The sequence below is a fragment of the Parapedobacter pyrenivorans genome (assembly GCF_014636865.1).
GTDB lineage: Bacteria > Bacteroidota > Bacteroidia > Sphingobacteriales > Sphingobacteriaceae > Parapedobacter > Parapedobacter pyrenivorans.
The window spans coordinates 89258-107408 of record NZ_BMER01000002.1; the positions used below are offsets into that span (position 1 = coordinate 89258).

The following is an 18151-nucleotide window of genomic DNA, read 5'->3' on the forward strand; positions in this document are numbered from 1 at the left end:
TTTGTTTTGTAACGGTCTGCTACATTAAAAAACCTCCACCGAGTAAGTCTTCGCCCTCATAGAAAACAGCCGACTGTCCCGGTGCAATGCCTTTTACCGCATGATGGAAGTCTACTTTCATTTTTCCATCCTGTTGCACGATGGTACTAGCCATTCCGGCATCTTTATAGCGTATTTTTGTAACGACCTCCATAGGCTGCTCAATGGCAGCATATTTAACAAGGTTCACGTTTTTCACGTACGCTTCCTGCCGTTGCAGTTCATGTTCGTCACCCAATACTACCGTATTACTTTCGGGTAAGATTTCAGTCACGAATATCGGTCGCCCCAACGCAATGCCCAGTCCCTTTCGCTGGCCTACGGTATAATATGGATATCCTTCGTGCCGGCCAACCACGGTACCATCTGTAAGCACGAAATTCCCCTGCCCAATACGTTCATCGATATCCGATACGCGGTGGCGTAGGAACGCACGATAGTCATTGTCCGGCACAAAGCAAATCTCATAGCTTTCGGACTTGTTTGCGAGTTCCAGCTGCCCCATTGCTGCCGCCATCTCCCTGATTTCCGCTTTGGTATAGCTACCCAATGGGAATTGGGTACGGGCCAAATTATCCTGTGATACTCCCCACAGCACATACGACTGGTCCTTATGCGTATCTTTTCCCTTAGAAATTACATAGCGACCGCTTTCCAATTGCCGGATGTTGGCATAGTGGCCTGTAGCAATAAACTCACAATCCAGTTTGTTTGCACGCTTCAACAATGCTTCCCACTTGATGTGGGTATTGCAAAGTACACAGGGGTTCGGCGTTCGTCCGGCTAAGTATTCATCCACAAAATTATCGATGACAAAGTCACCGAATTCATCCCGAATGTCCAATATATAATGCGGAAAGCCATATGACACCGCCAATGCGCGTGCGTCGTTGATGCTATCGAGACTACAACAGCCCGTTTCTTTGGAAGATCCGCCCGAAGATGCATAGTCCCAGGTTTTCATCGTTAGACCGATTACTTCATATCCCTGTTCGTAGAGCATCACTGCTGCAACCGAGCTATCCACTCCCCCGCTCATCGCTACCAATACTCTTCCTCGCTTACTCATTTATTATCTCGCTTACTCATTCGTATCGATTAAAAGTGCAAAGGTACAGCTATTTTTTATTACGCCATGTTTCTATCCTGTCATTTTATTCCCAACGCAGTCAGCCGCTTGTGTCCTGCTATCCAATAATTTTCAAAAAAAGTTTTCTTAAACGAAAAAAGGCGCTACATTTGCATTCCCAAAACAACGAATTGTGTTGTTTAAAAACAGGGTACCATAGCTCAGTTGGTAGAGCAAAGGACTGAAAATCCTTGTGTCGCTGGTTCGAATCCAGCTGGTACCACAAGAAACCCCTTATACGATTTGTACAAGGGGTTTTTCTTTTGGTATGGTCGGTTTGATTAGCCATGGTCGATTTTGGCAATATTCTAGGTGTCCGAGGATTATCACCGATAACGCCGTCCTTTTAACCAAAAACAAAGCCATATCCAGCTGGATATGGCTTGTCATAACGCTCCTTTAGTTTCAGCTATAAGCTGAATATCCGATCCAGCTGGCCAGACACTTTCTGAAGATAGTCCCGGTCGCCGCCATTCAATTCAACGGTTAACCATTCTCCTTTATAGCCGACCTCCTTCAGCGTTTTCATCACGATCGGCCAGTTATTATCACCTTCCAATAAATCCACTTCAAATCCTTTCCAAAGCCCCTCGTCGTTCATTTTCTTCCGGCTGAATTCTTTTGCATGTAGCTTTACAATCCGCGTATTCAATGTTTCAATCCAGTGCTCCGGCCAGCCATAACGCAATATATTCCCGATATCGAAATACCATCCAATCAACGGATGACCAATTTCGTCCACAAACTGCTTCGCCTCAATCGGACTTAGTATAAAATTATTCCAGACATTTTCCAGTCCGATCTTCATTCCTGTCTTCTCCACATGCGGAATAAGTTTCCGCACCGACTCCAATGCGTTTTTATGAGCAATTTCGTACGAGACTTTTTCATTTACCACGCCCGGCACCACCAGTACGGTGTCACCGCCCAACTCCTTCACGTCATTTAGCGATGTAGCGACTGAATCGATGGTAAATTGCCTCACTGAAGCATCGGGATCGGACAGCGGCTTCGACCAGTGATCTTTATTCACGACACTAGGTATAACTATACCCGATTTGTCTCTGGCGTCCATTAGCTCTTTAATTGAAAATTCAACCGGGCTGTTAAACTCGATACCATCAAAACCCAAATCCTTAGCCAGTTTGAATTTATCGACCAAAGGAAGATCTTCTTTGATCATACCGAACCCCACGCCTTTCTTCAACTTCATCGCATTGCCAGTCATTTTAGCAAAAGCCGGGTTTGCGCGGACCGCTGCGGGAGCGATCGCGGCTCCCCCTGCCAATAATGACGCGGATTTTATAAAGTCTTTCCTGTTCATAATTTCCTATACCAATGTTTTCTCTCCCGGTATTGCAATCGGAAGGTCATACTTCATATCCCACGACACTTGCTCGGGAAACAGTACCTCATTGGAAGCCAACGCTTCCTCCAGGGAGACCGTTGCACCGGTATAACCAGCCATCCGGCCTGCCAGCGCCACGAGATTCGATTTTACCATCCAATCACCGTCGTTCATCGGCGTATTCTTCCGGATGGATGCGAACAACTCATCGTGCTCCTGCTGATACATACTCCGAGAATTGCTTTCCTTATAGGCGTTCTCATCGGTAAACTTAGTCGTATCATCATACTTCCATGGTTTTTTACCCGTAATATCATGTGTCCCTGTCCGGCAATCCACCACACATCGACCTTCATCACCCACCAGTTCCACAGCATAGGCGGGTGCCGTATTATTTTGCTGCCTGCATGAAAAATACGCTTTGGTGCCGTTCTCATATTGATAAACCGTAGCGAAATGGTCGTAAACATTCCCGAATCGTTCGTCCACCCGCTTCTGGCGGCCACCACTTCCCGTCACGCTTATAGGCAACTGATCGCCCATCGCCCATTGTAACATATCCAGGCTATGAATTGCCTGCTCAATAATATGATCGCCCGAAAGCCAATTGTAATACAACCAGTTCCTCAATTGGTATTCAAAATCTGTCCAGTTAGGCTGCCGTTCTTTATACCATAGCTCACCGGTATTGTAGGTGCATTCCGCGGCAAGTATCCGTCCGATCTGACCGTCCAATACCCTGCCGAATGTTTCGCGCTTCGGAAGATGATACCGCCAACAAAACCCCGATACCAAGGAAAGATTCTTTGCCTTTGCTTTCTGAGAGGCCTCGATTACCCGCCGTAGTCCCGGACCGTCAACAGCAAAAGGCTTCTCGCAGAATACGTGTTTTCCCGCATTCACTGTCGCCTCCAGGTGTGATGGGCGAAAGGCGGGCGGAGCAGCCAGTAAAACCACATCAACGTCTAATTCAACTAATTTCTGATAGGCATCCAAGCCAACCAATTTGCGTCTTTTCGAAACTTGGATTTTATCGCCGAAATTTTCTTTTAATGTATTGAATGACTGTTCGAGGTGGTCCTCGAACGCATCAGCCATAGCATAAAGTATAACGTTCGGATCGGAGTTCAAGGCCTCCATCGCTGCTGCAGTGCCCCTACCTCCGCAGCCGATAAGGCCGACTTTCAATGTTTTTGAATTCAGCGACCAAATCGAATTGGACGCCAGCGCGTAATCAGCAGCTACGGCGCCCGCTATCGTCGTCAGTCCGGCGGTTTTTAAAAATCGTCTTCTTGTATAGTTCATATGGATGGATATAATTTGCGAATTGCTTACTGACCATTAAGGCTATCATTGGTGCGATATGTCGCAAATATTAAAAAAATAAGATGGGATAGCAAGCTTGTCACGATCGTGAACAGGTTATTGTCGTGTTTTCCCCAAGGAAATTGCTTAGTCAATCGATTGTTCTAATTTTTATAAAAACGAAAAAAGCCACATCACCCCAACAGAATTTCACAAGGTTTTTGTCGATAAACGATTGCGGGCGGTCAAGCTATGGTGTAAACTAAATCCTAGGCACAAATATTTTTAAAATAATTTAGTTGAATTGTGCATACTATTTTTACATTTGCATCACTTTATTTATACAAAGTCTAAATAAACATTCTTCATATGCAATTTGAAGCAGGACACAGAAAACAAAGCAAAAAACACGTTAATCGAAAACAGCCGATGAGTTTTGATATGAGTTATACTAAGTACTAAAAGAAAAAAAGGCCGCACCTGAGACGGCAATCTCCAGGTGCGGCAGTTGTCGTTTTGCAATCAGCGGTAACTGGCTGCAAAAACTTTTGGCCATCACTTTAGCAGGTACAACGGCCAGCCTTTAATTGAACACTAAAAGCAATGCAATATATTAAATTTTACGTAACCGTATTATCTTTTTGTGGTGCCTTGTGCTGCCACGCCCAAGTAGACCATTTCGAACTTAGCGGATTCGTCACCGACGCCGGGCACCAACCCCTACATGGCGCTACCGTCAAGATTAACAGCCTTACCGCCATCGCCGATGCAGACGGTCGATATCATTTCCCCGACATCAGGCAACGACAGGTGCAGGTAGCTGTCACCGCAGTGGGCTTTGAATCGTACACCGGCACACGGACACTGACACAGGGTGCAAATACGCTTAATATTATGCTTAACCCGCAAACCAATGAGCTCGCCACAGTCGAGGTAATGGGCCTCACTAAGGCCCAGGAGGTAAACCGGCAGGCATACAATGTCACGGCAATCGATGCCACTAAGCTTTACAACTCCACAATGGATATTTCCGGCGCATTGGATCGCGTAGCTGGCATCCGAGTACGAGAGTCCGGCGGCGTTGGTTCTAACTTCAACCTGTCGCTCAACGGCTTTACGGGCAACCATATCCGCTACTTCATCGATGGCATCCCGATGGATAATTTTGGAAGCTCCTTCCAGATCAACAACATTCCCATTAATACGGCAGAACGCATAGAGGTCTACAAGGGTGTCGTGCCGATGTGGTTGGGTTCGGATGCGTTGGGCGGAGCGATCAACATCGTCACCGGCGATCGGTATCGCAATTTTGTCGATGCCTCCTATTCCTACGGTTCGTTCAATACCCACCGCACGGTCATCAATACCGCTTACACCAGCGAGGGAGGTTTTACCGTGCGCCTCAACGCTTACCAGAACTATTCGGACAATAATTATAAGGTCATGGTTGATGCTGCGGATATTAATACCGGCGCTTATGCACCCGGAACAAAGATCCGTCGATTCCATGACACCTATCACAACGAAGCTCTCATCACCAATGTCGGGGTAGTAGATAAGTCCTTTGCCGATCAACTGCTCGTCGGCATTACCCTGGGTAAAAATTACAAAGAAATCCAAACCGGCGCGCGGATGGTTTCTGTATTTGGTGGATGGCACCGCCGGGGCACAACCATCATGCCGACATTAAAATATAAGAAAGAGAACCTCATCAAAGGTCTTGACGTAATCGTCAATGCCAATTACAATCTAGGCTCGGAGCAAAATATCGATACCGTCAATGCGCGGTTCGACTGGTTTGGCAATTCGAAGCCTACTGGCACAAACAGCGGTGAGCGCTCAAGGAGCTTATACAAATACCGTAATAATGAAGGGCTTTCCACGGCGTCATTCAACTACCGCATCGCCAACAGGCACTCCTTGTCGCTCAACAACAATTTTTCTACCTTCCGCCGCGAGGGCAGCGATGAGCTCAACCCCACCAATGCACAATACGAACGTCAGAAACGCACGTATAAAAATGTGTTGGGTTTCGGCTATAATTACGACATCGAAGACCTATGGAGCACGACCGTCTTCCTTAAACACATTCATCAAAATAACCGTGATGGTGCAGATGCCCGTAACGCCATGGACAAATTGGGGTATGGCCTTGCTTCAGCCTATTACCTCACTCCTCGTTTCCAGCTCAAAGCCTCCTATGAACTGACCAACCGGATGCCCACGGCCTATGAAATATTCGGCGATGTAGAAAATCAGGAAGGTAATTTCCAACTCAACCCGGAGCGAAGCAATAATGTGAACCTTGGGGCGGCCTATGACTTCGCGCTCCGTGAGGATCACCGCTTTTCATTGCATACCAACCTCATCTATCGGCGTGCTTACGACTACATTTATTACCGACTCAATAATAACCAATCGAAAACCGTAGCCGACAACCGCGATGGCGTAGAAACCTTCGGCGGCGATGCAGAGTTGCGGTATTCGTTCAAAAACTGGCTGATGGCCGGAGCGACCCTCACGTATCAGCACATCATGAACACCCAGAAGTATGAAGAAGGATATAGCGGAATCAGCCCCGTATACCGGGATCAGATGCCCAATATCCCCTACCTCTTTGGAAATGCCGATGTTGCTGTTGTGCTCCAGAATGTCGGCCGACAAGGAAACACGCTGAACATCGGCTACAACTTACTGTTTGTACATGATTTTTACCTCTATTGGCCCAGCCGGGGTGGAGACAAGCTCGATATACCACAGCAACTCAGCCATGATTTCAATGTAGTCTATTCCGTACAGGACGGCCGATACAACATCGCACTGGAAGCCAAGAACTTCACCGATACCCGGATGTATGACAATTTTAGTCTACAGAAGCCCAGTCGGGGCTTTTACCTCAATCTCCGTTATTTCATTAACAAAAAATAAAATCAAATAACATGAATATCAAATCAAACACCCTATTTCTAGGCATTGCCACCGCCACACTGTTGGCTTCTTGCAACAAAAGCGACCGTGAACCTGATAATCCAGGTAATTTCATCATTGCCGTCACACCCGCGGCGAGCACCGGCGTGGCCGATTACCTTTTGACCGCTAGCGGCCTCGATACAGGCCGCATTTCGACGACAGGGCAAGGTGTGGAGCAGGACGGCACCTACCGCTATTACGTCACCCATAACAATAAATTTTTCAGCATGCTTTACGGGCAGGGAAACCCCGGGGCGGTAACTACCTACAACATCCTCGACGGCAGGCTCAACAAACTATCCAATTTCCAAACGGAGACCGTGCAAGCGTTTGCTCCTGTAAATAACGATCTGTTGCTGATGAAAATATCGCGCAATATCACCAACCCGTTTGCAAGCTGGTACCGCATTAACACCAACACCCTGCAGATTGAAAGTGAAGGCAAGGTCAATACGGCCGCACCATCCAACAATGGCGAACTTGCCCATTTCAGCTGGATCAAACAGGTGGGTAATAAGGTGTTTGCCCCTTATTTCTCCATCAAGGCGTGCTGCAGCGCTTCGTTTGAAACGGCCTACCCCGACAGTGCCTGGATTGCGGTATACTCATATCCGGATATGCAACTGGAAAAGGTCATCAAAGACAACCGAACCAGTTACATTGGTCGCTATTTCGTGGATGGCCTGGGCGTAGTCGAAAACGGCGATGTGTATGCATTCTCCGCATCGGTAGCGGTTACCGATGGCAAGATGTCGTCCACCAAACCATCGGCCGTGGTTAAAATCCCCGCCGGAACCACCGAGTTCGACCAGTCTTACTTTTTCAATGTAGAACAGGCTTCCGATGGCTATAATATCACCGATTGGCTTTACGTGGGGCACAATAAATTTGTTGTACTGGTTACCACAAAAGGAGAAAAGGGGCAATATGCAGCAGGCAAAAGGCTTGGGGTGATCAATGTGGTAGACAAGTCATTCAAATTGGTTACGGGTATGCCGGATGTCGATGATATCAATTCGTTGACTAACATGAGCAATTACAGTGCCGAGGATGGCCGCTACGGATACGTGGGTGTTAACCTGAAATCGGGAGTAGGCTATGTTTACAAAATCGACTCAGATAATGCGAGTGCGTCACAGGGTCTGCGGGTAGACGGCGGTACCATTACCGCCATCGAACACCTTGATTAGAAACACTGTGTCACGGCTTCCCGGCGAATCGCATCCTGATTCCTGGGAAGCCTTAAGAAATTATCAATGTACACTACGCTCTTCATCCTGATTGTCATCGGCACATTGCTTTTTTACGCAGCCTCAGACAAGGTAAAACCTGAGAACAAACCCGCATGGGCCCAGCGGTTCGCTCAAAAATCGGTGCTAGCGCGGAGTCTCGGCACTATAATTTTCTTAATCTGCTGGATCGCCGTTAGTTACCTACAAGGTCCTGGTTCCGGTTCTTTTGCCCTATTGGGTTACCTCATGACCAGCTACTGCCTCGTGGTATTACTTAGACCGTTGCGCTATTTCAACGCCACACGCCTAGCCATCGTTGCCCTCACGGCAATCCTTTTAGAAATTTTCGTCTTCTGATCCATGCCCGCAAATAAAAAATACCTTAGCACGCCCGTGCAACGCTTCCTCAAAATCACCGCAGGTTTTGTAGGCGGCTACTTCGTCATGCTTTCCCTTCACCTGCTACTCACCTACTTATTCCGGCAAGAGCAGGTTATCATCACCGCTTTTATCACCGGCTACATCCTTTGGGCCGTACTGCTCCTACTGGCGTTCTTGTGCAAAAGTGGCTGGAAAATCTGGGGTATCTATCTCGCGCTATCCATCACGTTCTATGGGCTTTTTCACTTGCTAAACCACTGAAGCCATGAATATCAGAAACTACAACATCTATTTCAACACGCATACCATTAGCGGCATTATTATTTGCGCGCTCCTTTACGTCATTTTCTTTGCCGGTTCATTTTCATTTTTCCGTGATGAGATATCCGCATGGCAGAAGAATCGGTCGGCCTATGCCCACCAAGCCTCGGCCAATGATTACGATTACCTGCTTGATTCGTTGCACGTCGCACATAACCTCCAGGGTAGGGATATCACCTTTTATGTCCAAGATAACAACGTGCAAGCCTACGTCAGTATGGGCACATCCCAAGATACCACAATCAAGAAAAAAGCGAACGGCCAGCAAGTTCAACGACGCGGACGGCGAGGCCGCGGAAACGACGACTCGGCATATTTTCAATACGACTTCAAGCAAAATAAAGCCGGCTCTTATGCCGAATCCTACGACATGGGCGAATTCCTGTACCGACTGCATTTTCTCGCACAGCTCAATCAAGTACCCATTCGTATCGGCACCCCGTTTGGCTATCTGGTCGCGGGCATCGTATCGTTTCTGTTTCTGTTCGCACTCATTACCGGCCTGCTGTTGCACTGGGACAAGCTAGTTTCCAATTTCTTCACATTTCGGCCGTGGAGCAAATGGAAAACCGTATGGACGGACATGCATACCGCACTGGGTGTCATCGGCTTCCCTTTCCAGCTGATGTATGCGGTCACCGGTATCGTACTCATTGTCAATACTGCACTTATCCTTCCCTTCAGCAAAGTGTTATACGACGGAAATAGCGAAAAGCTCTACGCCGCCCTTGGCTACAACGATGCGAGTACTTACGAATACCGTTACCAGCCTCTGGGCGATCGTGTCGCACTAAACCCTTACCTCAAGCAAGTTAACGAGCGTTGGCCGGGAAGTCGCGTCAACCGCGTTTATATCAAAAACTACGGTGATGAAAGCATGCACGTTACCCTCGAAGCCGTCCCCAGCGTCAAAACGAACTTTGCCGGTTCTGGCAAAATCACCTTTCATCCCGCTACGCAATCCATTATTTACGAAAAGTCTCCCACAACATCCGTTACTTATCTCGATCGTGTCAAAGCCCTTATCTACCGGCTACATTTCGGCGATTTCGGCGGGTATCCTGTAAAAGCAACGTTTTTCGTACTCGGCATCATGGGATGCGTGGTGATTATCTCTGGCATCCTCATCTGGCTGGTAGCCCGTGACAAGAAGAATATTCCACTCCACAAACGCCGGTTCAATTTTTGGGCATCCAACGTATTCATAGCCATATGCCTCACCATGCTACCTGTTACAGCCCTCACGTTCATTGCCATCAAGCTCAATCCCGCGGCAGACCAAGCGTTTATCTATCGCGTGTACTTCTATAGCTGGCTGGCATTATCATTGCTTTATGTTGCACGCCGGAATTTGCGTGTTACGAATAAAGAAACACTACTGATTGGGGCATTGTTGGGGTTATGCGTTCCGATCGTTAACGGTGTGAAGACGGGCAACTGGATGTGGAAAACGTATCTAACTGGTGCACTCGATATTTTTCTGATTGATTTACTTTGGTTGGTTATCGGTATCGTCGGTTTAATCGCGGTATACCGCATACGGCTGGATACAAAAAAAATGCACGTCCCGAAACGCACGATATCCACACTTAAAGAAGCCGTTTCCTCCGAATAGCAAAGAAAATGCACCCTTGCTCTTTCATCATTTATTTCACATTCATGGTAGTTTAACGATGCAGTCAATTTCCACGCGGATACCTTCGGCCAATGCCGACTGCACCGTTGTCCGCGCGGGCCGCACACCGGAAAAATAAGTAGCATACACCGCATTGAAACGGCTGAACTCACCAATATCCGTCAGATGGACTGTGCACTTCACCACATCGCTTAGGTCGGCACCTGCGGCCCCTACAATTGCTTTGATGTTATCCAATGTACGGCGAGTCTCCTCCTCGATGGAGCCGAGTACAAACTGTGAGGTCTTGAAATCGACAGATGCCTGGCCGCTTACGAAGAGAAAACCGCCAGCGATGACGCCGTCCGAATAGGCGCCCGTTATAAAGTCTGTATCCCTATCAGGATGCGTGATTTGCTGTTTCACCATAATTAAGTCATTATTCCTAAATTTCAGCGAAATATAATCTTTTCTTTTTATTATTCCGCCAATTCCACGCGTGTCTTTGACAAGCTATCCGGATAGTTTCGCTGCACAAAATCCACCAATTTCTCACGTATATAACACCGTAAGTCCCATGCCTCGCCCGAGTTCCTGCAACTCATCAGCGCCCGTATTTCGAGGGACTGTGCATTCGCGCCGGTCACTTGCAAGACGTCCACTTTTCCGTCCCAGAGTGAGTGCCCATGAAGTAGGCGACTCAGTTCGGCGCGCAATTCTTGCACAGGTACGGTATAATCGGTATAAATGAACACGGTACCCAAAATTTCAGCCGTTGTGCGCGTCCAATTTTGAAAAGGTGTTTCAATAAAATACTGAATGGGAAGAACTAATCTTCGTTTATCCCAGATATTGACCACTACGTAAGTCAAGTTGATCTCCTCAACTTTTCCCCATTCCCCTTCCACGATTACCACATCGTCGATACGGATAGGCTGTGTAAACGCGATTTGGAATCCCGCCAGTAGGTTTCCAAGTGATTTTTGCGCAGCAAAGCCGATGATAACGCCACCAAGTCCTACACCCGTGAGCAATCCTGCGCCAATTTTTTGCAGGTTATCGAAACTCAGCAATATGATGGCCACCGCAATGATAGCGATAATCGCCACCAATATTTTCCGGATAAACTGCATCTGCGTTCGCACCTTCCGCGCCCGCAGGTTATCCGCTACATTGTAGTCGAATTGATGATTCAAATAATCTTCGGCAATCCGGATGATCCGGATAATCACTACAGCAAAACAACAGATCAATACAATTTCCACCACTTTGCCAATTACTTGATATACGCGAGGAGTAATCCGTAGAAAAGGAATAAGCGCATTGAAAAGTAATACCGGCAACACGACATTCACCACCTTATTCAGGTGCCTGATGGCAGATCGGAACAAGGAATAATTTCCATCATCGATCGCCTTCAACCGGACGAACGGAACCAATATAAATTTGAGTAATAAACCGGCTAAAATAGCCACCATCAGCAGCGTAACGTTCCAAACGATATCCGGAACATCAGGCCATAAGTCGTTCAAATATGCCATGTATTTAATTGCTTAAACTAATATGATGTTGGCCGCCTCAGGAGACCTCAGGGAGCTACTGCTGCGCGGTCATCCGGACGGCATGTTTTGGGGGGTTAACAGCAGCCAGGCCCTATTGTTTTTGCTTTTGCGGTGCAGGCAGTTCCTACACAGGCAGCTCCACGAAAAATGTGGTACCCGGTGTCCGCTCCGGGTGGCTTTCAAACCATATCCGGCCGTTGTGAGCTTCCACAATATGCTTGGAGATCGCCAATCCAAGGCCAAACGGCTGTTCTCCATCCGTTCCCGGGCGCCGCGCTTCCGTAAACATATCAAATATTTTTGTGCCCAGCGACTCCGGTATACCGATTCCACGGTCCTTTACACTGATCACGACGTGATGGGACGCGACCTCAAGCACCACGGAAATCCGTTCGCCAATTGGACTGAATTTGATGGCATTGGCGATTAGGTTACTCACCACACGCCACAATTTCTCACGATTCGCAAAAACCACTGATGGCTGGCTGCGCAGCTCGATCCGCTGACTTTTGGCCGTTGCTTTATTTTCCATCAGGTCTACGCAATTATGCAGTATCCGATCCAGGTCTACCACGTCTTTGGGTAGATCGTCCGCTTGCTTGTGCACCTGCAAGAGATCGCTCACCAAATCGAGCGAATCCCTCGCCGATTTACGGATCAGTTCCAGCATTTTTTGCTCAACCGGCGGACGATTTACCGCTTCCAGCATCAGGGAAGCCGCCGACCCGATGGCTCCGATAGGATTACGCAGGTCGTGTGCCACGATTTGCATCATCCGGGTATTTTCGGTTTGGCTTTGCTCCAGTGCATCGAGGGTTTTGCGCATCTGTTGGTTTTGTTCCACAATCTGCGCATTCAGCCGTCTCGTTGTCCGCAGCGACCGCCGGATGATGATGATAATCCCCACGGCCAACAAGCAACCGAATACCGCCAATACCAAAAAAAAGGTTTGGTAGCGGGATTTTTCAGCCAACCGTTCAACCTGCTGTTCTTTTATCGCATAATCCAAGTAATCGATACTAGCGGTATTATCCAAGTGTTCCTGCTCATCAAACAATTCGACCAGCATGCGGCCATAAGCCGCCGCCTCTGCCTGCTCATTGCGGGCAGTATACAAGTCAAAAAGTCTTCGTGCCATTACGCGGCTATAGAAAAGATAACTATGCTCATCCGCGATTTCCAAGCCCCTGCGGTAATAAGCAATAGCCTGTTGCACATCATCGGGCACCATGTAATCGCCAATCCCGATGAGCATATCCATGCTCACGTAATAAAGTTGCTTCTGCACGGCCGAATTAATGGTGCTATCCCACAGCGCAATCCCGGCTTGCCGTTCACCCTGTTTGAGGAGCTCTCCGGCCACCAAGTGGTCTATGGCAATCAGGGTGCGTACATCGTCATACCGGCTTGCGATCATTTTCGCTTCCTGGATATAACGGAGGGTTTCGTCAGGAGTAAAACGATCCGGGAATAGCAATAGGTAATTATAGATAACCAATGATAGGATTGAGTCGTGCCTAAGCTTGTGCCCCAAGCTGAGTGCAGCATCGAACTGTTCAACTGATCGTTCGTCTTTCCCCAATTGCTTATACACCCCTGCGATGTTCATAGCAGTTTGCACGCGATTCATGGTATCATTAAGCCTGCCGTAAGCCATATGCGCATCGTTGTAATACTTTAGCGCCAACTGTTGGTTCCCTTTGATGTCATAGACGACACCTAAGTTATTAATAGCGTCTGCCTTACCTTTGTCGTATTGCAGGCGATCCGCAATCTGGCGCGCACGCACCGCATAGTGAAATGTCGTATCTGCACTCATTTCGTATGAAAGCATCGCGAGGCGATTGAGTGCATCCACATAAGCTATGCTATCGCTTATCGAGCCCAACGACCGCTGTATGGTCGCGGCTTCGCCCAGCTGTGCCCGAACAATAGGCATGCCCAGCAGGCACATCACCAGCAGCGAAAGCGTCGGGTATTTCTTAGTACCATTCATAGGTAAGGGTCAATGAATCCCCTAAATTAGCATATTTTTGGAAAACAGCGCATCGCAATTTTTTACTAACTTAGCCTGTCTTGAATCGCGGCTATGGCATTACTCATGTTTCTTTCGGCTATCTTGCTCTCCTCCGTTGGGAAAGAAACCGCCCGGCCTGCACCCCTCATCCCCCATCACTATACGAGCCAGCAGGGCCTCATTTTCGACAATGTCAATAGCATTACGCAAGATCGTACCGGGTTTATCTGGATTGCGACAGAAGACGGGCTAAGCCGATTCGATGGAAAAAACTTCCACAACATTAAGTACGATGCCCAGTCGCCGCAGGGTTTGACGGGAAACTACATTGCTCAACTTCATACCGACGCAAGGGGAAATCTTTGGGTCACGTCCCGAAATGGCATCAGCAAATATGATGCATCAAGCGAATCTTTCATACACCACGAGTTGGTAACCAACCGCAACAGCCGGTTTAAATCCGATGTCAGCTCCATCAGCCGATCGGCAAACGACCTGGAATTGTGGGTTTCCTCGAATGGTCTCGGCTTTTATCGTTTCCATATTGCGTCGGGCGATTTCCAGCGATATACCACCGAAAACCTACCCGGACTCGGTTCAAACATGGTGACACGGGTGTTCGAAGACAGCAACAACCAGCTTTGGGTAGGTACGCAAGATAATGGCGTGCAAGTATTTACCTTGCAGGGCAGCACGCTTTCGCCAAGCGAGCACCTGGCGACATTACAGGATGAAAATCGCTATTCCCGCGTACATCACATTTACGAAGACCCTGCCAACAGGGTATGGGTTGCCACGGACGCTGGGTTGCTTTGCTACGATCTACGCACCAAGAGCCACCGATGGTTTCACGCTAGCCAGCTCCACCTGCCCAGCAACCGGTTTCTAACCGTCGTCGCAGATGGCAGCCATCAACTCTATATTGGCATGCAGGACGGCGGGGTCTACCGTTTCAACATCATCGCCGGACGCCCGGCGGATTTGCTGCCTACACCATTGGTCACCGATGCCAACTATAAAAAGCAGCTCACCGAGCGCTCGGTCCCTGCCCTTTTTGTCGATCGCGCCGGCAACCTATGGGCAGGTACATCGGGTGAAGGGCTTTTCCTTTCGGCGAAGCCTAAATACAATTTCACCCAATTCAGTCAGGCATACGCCTGGCCCGGTGCTGACCACAACATCAGGTACTATGGCCTTGCGGAAGACGGCGAAGGAAACTTATTTATCGGCACAGACGGCCACGGCCTTTTCAAATTTGACCGGGAAGACCGCTTCGTTAAACGGTATACCATGGATGGCAGGAACGGGAGTATTACGGACAACGCCATCCTTTATGCCTACCGCGATCGGGAAAACCGCCTTTGGTTTGGCACGTACAATGGTGGATTGTTGCGCTACCGCCCAAAAAGCGATGATTTCGAGGCTTACCGATTTGATGCGGCTCAGGAGGGCTTTGCCGGTGGAAACGACGTGCGCGTGGTCTTCGAGGATCATTCAGGGCTGCTATGGATCGGTACAAACGGGGGAGGTTTGAATAAGTTAAATGAAACCACCGGCAAATTCACCCGATACCTACAGGCCAACAGCAATATTCCCGCAAACGATATCCGCGCTGTGGCAGAAGATGGCGAAGGCCACCTGATCATCGGCACTTATGGCGCGGGAATCACCTTTTTCGATCCGCAAAAAGAACAGTTTGGCCTTCCGCACCACGAAGACCTCTACGAGCGGTTAGGGAATGAAGTCATCTTCGCACTTCGCGTCACCGCCGACCGGAAATTATGGATTGCCACGGAAAGCATGGGGTTGCTTGTCTATGACTTGGCCAGCCGTCGGATCATCCACTTATTTGACGAGCGCAACGGGCTATCCAGCAACACGGTGCTGGGCATCCAGTTCGACGGATCGGCCAACTGCTGGGTAAGTACCAACAAAGGCCTATCGAAAATCATTACGCAAAGCGAAACCCTATTCAACTACGCCCATTCCTCGGGCATTCAGTCGGGCATCTTCAATCCCAATTCCACCCTCTTCAGCCAGCATCGCAACCAGCTCTTTTTCGGTGGAACCGGTGGGCTGACGTACTTCAACCCCCGTACCGTTACCCAGCACGCCTTTACCAGCCCCGTGACCCTTACGGGTATCGACATCTTCGGCCAACCCCTACGTGTTGGCCAACCCGCCGAATACCCAATTTTGGCCCGCGCACTGAATGAAACCCATGCCATCCGGCTCAACCCTTCGCAGTCTACGTTTACCATCAATTATTCGTCGCTCGAATACGGCCACGCGGATGAACTCCGCTTCGCCTACAAGCTCTCGGGTCTCGATGCCGAGTGGAACCTGGTCGGCAATCAGCGGTCAGCGACTTACCGCTACCTATCGCCCGGCGAATACACGTTTTCCGTAGGGATAGAAAACGGAGGCATCGTATCTGAAAATAGCATCAAAAGCCTGAACGTAATCGTTCTCCCACCCTGGTACCGTACATGGTGGGCTTATTTAAGCTACCTGGCGATATTAGTTTTTGTTTTCTACCACTATCGCCGGTATCGTCGCCAGAAAGAGCAACTGAAATACGAACTGGCCATCGCCACGATCGAGCATAACTTCTACACGCGGTTGTCGCACGAATTCCGGTCATCGCTGACCCTCATCCTCAACCCCGTGAAGGACTTGCTCGACAGCAACCCCTCCCCGCAACTTGAACCGTATGTAAGCACGCTGCACGCCAATACATCGCGGCTGCTGCGTCTTGCCGACCAAGCGCTTAGCCTCCGGAAAGACGATTTAGTCAGCGAAAACATATCGTTGGATGAGTTGGACGTCGTCCAATTGGCTCGAGAGGTGATGGATTGCCTTACCAACCAAGCGGCGAAAAAGAACATTGCAATCACCCTGCACAGTGACAACGACCACGTCTTGATCCATTCCGATCGCGAAAAGCTGGAAATCATCGTGTTCAACTTGCTATTCAACGCGGTCAAATTTACCGATGCGGGCGGGGTCAGCGTACGCATTCGATCAGTACACCAAGATAGCCTGCAAATCGCTGTGGCCGATACCGGGTGCGGTATCGCAGCACCCGTAGGTTTGCGCCTTTTCGAACAGTACTACCACCTATCTGCCGCGGACCCGCATCTTCCCAAAGGTTTCGGGGTAGGCCTCTGGATGGTCAAGTCACTGGTAGAACTCCTTGGCGGCGAAATCACCTACGAAAGCAAGCAGGGACATGGTACCACATTCACCATCCAATTACCCCTGAAACCCGTGGTGCCGCCTCTCAAACCTGCGCCGCAAGCCCGTCCGGTGCTAGCCGCCGATAAACTGGCCCGAAAAATCATGAATGCCGCCAAATCTTCGAAAATATTGGTTGTGGAAGACGATCTGGACCTTGCCCTATACCTCAAATCCATATTCGAAGCCGACCACGATGTCTGGATTACCGATAATGAACCCGAAGCCTTGGAAATCGTCGCCCACGAAATGCCCGATATCATTGCGTGCGATATCACACTGGCCAACGGAAATGGCCTCCATTTCTGCCAGGCCGTAAAGCAAGATAGCCGGTGGAAGCACATTCCCATCCTGCTGATGACGGCCGCAAAAGGGAATGAAATACAGATCGACGGTATCGAAAATGGAGCAGACGATTTTCTTGCCAAACCGTTTGACAAGGGCATATTGCAGGCCAAAGTCAAAGCCCTACTGCAACGTGGCCGACACCTCCGCGATTATTTCTTCAACCATGTCACGGACGTGATGGGCTACCAAAAAATCGCAGCAGAAGACAAAGTGCTACTCGATAAATGCATCACCATCATCGAATCCCATCTCGATAACGACGCCTTTAGCGTACAGGTGCTGGCCAGTGAATGCGGGATGACCTACGCGACACTTTCCAACCGGATCAAGGAAATCAACCAACAGACCCCGAACATCCTGGTCCGCACGGTACGCCTGCACAAGGCCGCCCAGTTACTGCTCACCACAGACGCCACCATTTACGAAGTCGCCTACCAAGTGGGTATCAAAGACCTCAAGTATTTCCGCGAGCAGTTCTTCAAACTTTATCGCCTCAATCCTTCGGAATTCGTCAGGAAATACCGCAAACCCTTCCACGAAACGATTCATTCGAATTGATTTCACCGAAATTTTAAAAATCACCCCCCTTATTTTCGTTTTTACCCCTCACGCCTGATGTCGGATAACGCGGAGTTTTGTAAGGAATT

At 48.9% G+C, this 18151-nt stretch carries 12 protein-coding genes and 1 tRNA gene; 7 read left to right on the plus strand and 6 right to left on the minus strand.

The window, feature by feature from the left end:
* Window positions 1-19 precede the first annotated feature (19 nt).
* A complete protein-coding gene (mnmA, locus tag IEV98_RS12290) occupies window positions 20-1108 on the minus strand; it encodes a tRNA 2-thiouridine(34) synthase MnmA (RefSeq protein WP_188506307.1) in 1089 nt (362 codons plus the stop codon).
* Between the two features lie 210 nt (window positions 1109-1318).
* Between mnmA and IEV98_RS12295 the strand changes: the two genes are divergently transcribed.
* Window positions 1319-1391: transfer RNA gene (locus IEV98_RS12295), tRNA-Phe, on the plus strand.
* Between the two features lie 186 nt (window positions 1392-1577).
* On the opposite strand, the gene IEV98_RS12300 is transcribed toward IEV98_RS12295, so the two are convergent.
* Both IEV98_RS12300 and IEV98_RS12305 read right to left on the minus strand, forming a co-directional pair.
* Window positions 1578-2492 (minus strand): sugar phosphate isomerase/epimerase family protein, encoded by a 915-nt coding sequence (locus tag IEV98_RS12300; RefSeq protein WP_188506308.1) that lies wholly within the window; start codon window positions 2490-2492, stop codon window positions 1578-1580.
* Window positions 2493-2498: 6 nt separating this feature from the next.
* Complete coding sequence (locus tag IEV98_RS12305; RefSeq protein WP_188506309.1) at window positions 2499-3821, minus strand: Gfo/Idh/MocA family protein; 1323 nt, start codon at window positions 3819-3821, stop codon at window positions 2499-2501.
* A gap of 603 nt (window positions 3822-4424) precedes the next feature.
* Between IEV98_RS12305 and IEV98_RS12310 the strand changes: the two genes are divergently transcribed.
* The 5 genes from IEV98_RS12310 to IEV98_RS12330 all read left to right on the plus strand — a co-directional run bounded on the left by IEV98_RS12310 (window position 4425) and on the right by IEV98_RS12330 (window position 10340).
* Complete coding sequence (locus IEV98_RS12310; RefSeq protein WP_188506310.1) at window positions 4425-6749, plus strand: TonB-dependent receptor; 2325 nt, start codon at window positions 4425-4427, stop codon at window positions 6747-6749.
* Between the two features lie 11 nt (window positions 6750-6760).
* Window positions 6761-7981 carry a DUF4374 domain-containing protein gene (locus IEV98_RS12315; protein ID WP_188506311.1) on the plus strand — a complete coding sequence of 407 codons (1221 nt, stop codon included), beginning with the start codon at window positions 6761-6763 and terminating at the stop codon, window positions 7979-7981.
* A 66-nt stretch (window positions 7982-8047) separates the two neighbouring features.
* Window positions 8048-8380 carry a hypothetical protein gene (locus IEV98_RS12320; RefSeq protein ID WP_188506312.1) on the plus strand — a complete coding sequence of 111 codons (333 nt, stop codon included), beginning with the start codon at window positions 8048-8050 and terminating at the stop codon, window positions 8378-8380.
* 3 nt (window positions 8381-8383) lie between these two features.
* Window positions 8384-8665, plus strand: a complete 282-nt coding sequence (locus tag IEV98_RS12325) for a hypothetical protein (protein ID WP_188506313.1) — start codon at window positions 8384-8386, stop codon at window positions 8663-8665.
* 4 nt (window positions 8666-8669) lie between these two features.
* Window positions 8670-10340 (plus strand): PepSY-associated TM helix domain-containing protein, encoded by a 1671-nt coding sequence (locus tag IEV98_RS12330; protein WP_188506314.1) that lies wholly within the window; start codon window positions 8670-8672, stop codon window positions 10338-10340.
* A gap of 42 nt (window positions 10341-10382) precedes the next feature.
* Here the strand turns inward: IEV98_RS12330 and IEV98_RS12335 are convergent, their stop codons facing one another.
* The 3 genes from IEV98_RS12335 to IEV98_RS12345 form a co-directional block, all read right to left on the minus strand.
* Entirely contained in the window at window positions 10383-10769 is a 387-nt protein-coding gene (locus IEV98_RS12335) for a RidA family protein (protein WP_188506315.1), read from the minus strand.
* 50 nt (window positions 10770-10819) lie between these two features.
* A complete protein-coding gene (locus IEV98_RS12340; RefSeq protein WP_188506316.1) occupies window positions 10820-11881 on the minus strand; it encodes a mechanosensitive ion channel family protein in 1062 nt (353 codons plus the stop codon).
* Between the two features lie 145 nt (window positions 11882-12026).
* Window positions 12027-13898, minus strand: a complete 1872-nt coding sequence (locus IEV98_RS12345) for an ATP-binding protein (protein WP_188506317.1) — start codon at window positions 13896-13898, stop codon at window positions 12027-12029.
* A 93-nt stretch (window positions 13899-13991) separates the two neighbouring features.
* Here IEV98_RS12345 and IEV98_RS12350 point away from each other — a divergent pair, with 93 nt between their 5' ends.
* On the plus strand, window positions 13992-18062 hold the full coding sequence (locus IEV98_RS12350) for a hybrid sensor histidine kinase/response regulator transcription factor (protein ID WP_188506318.1): 4071 nt from the start codon (window positions 13992-13994) through the stop codon (window positions 18060-18062).
* Window positions 18063-18151 lie beyond the last annotated feature (89 nt).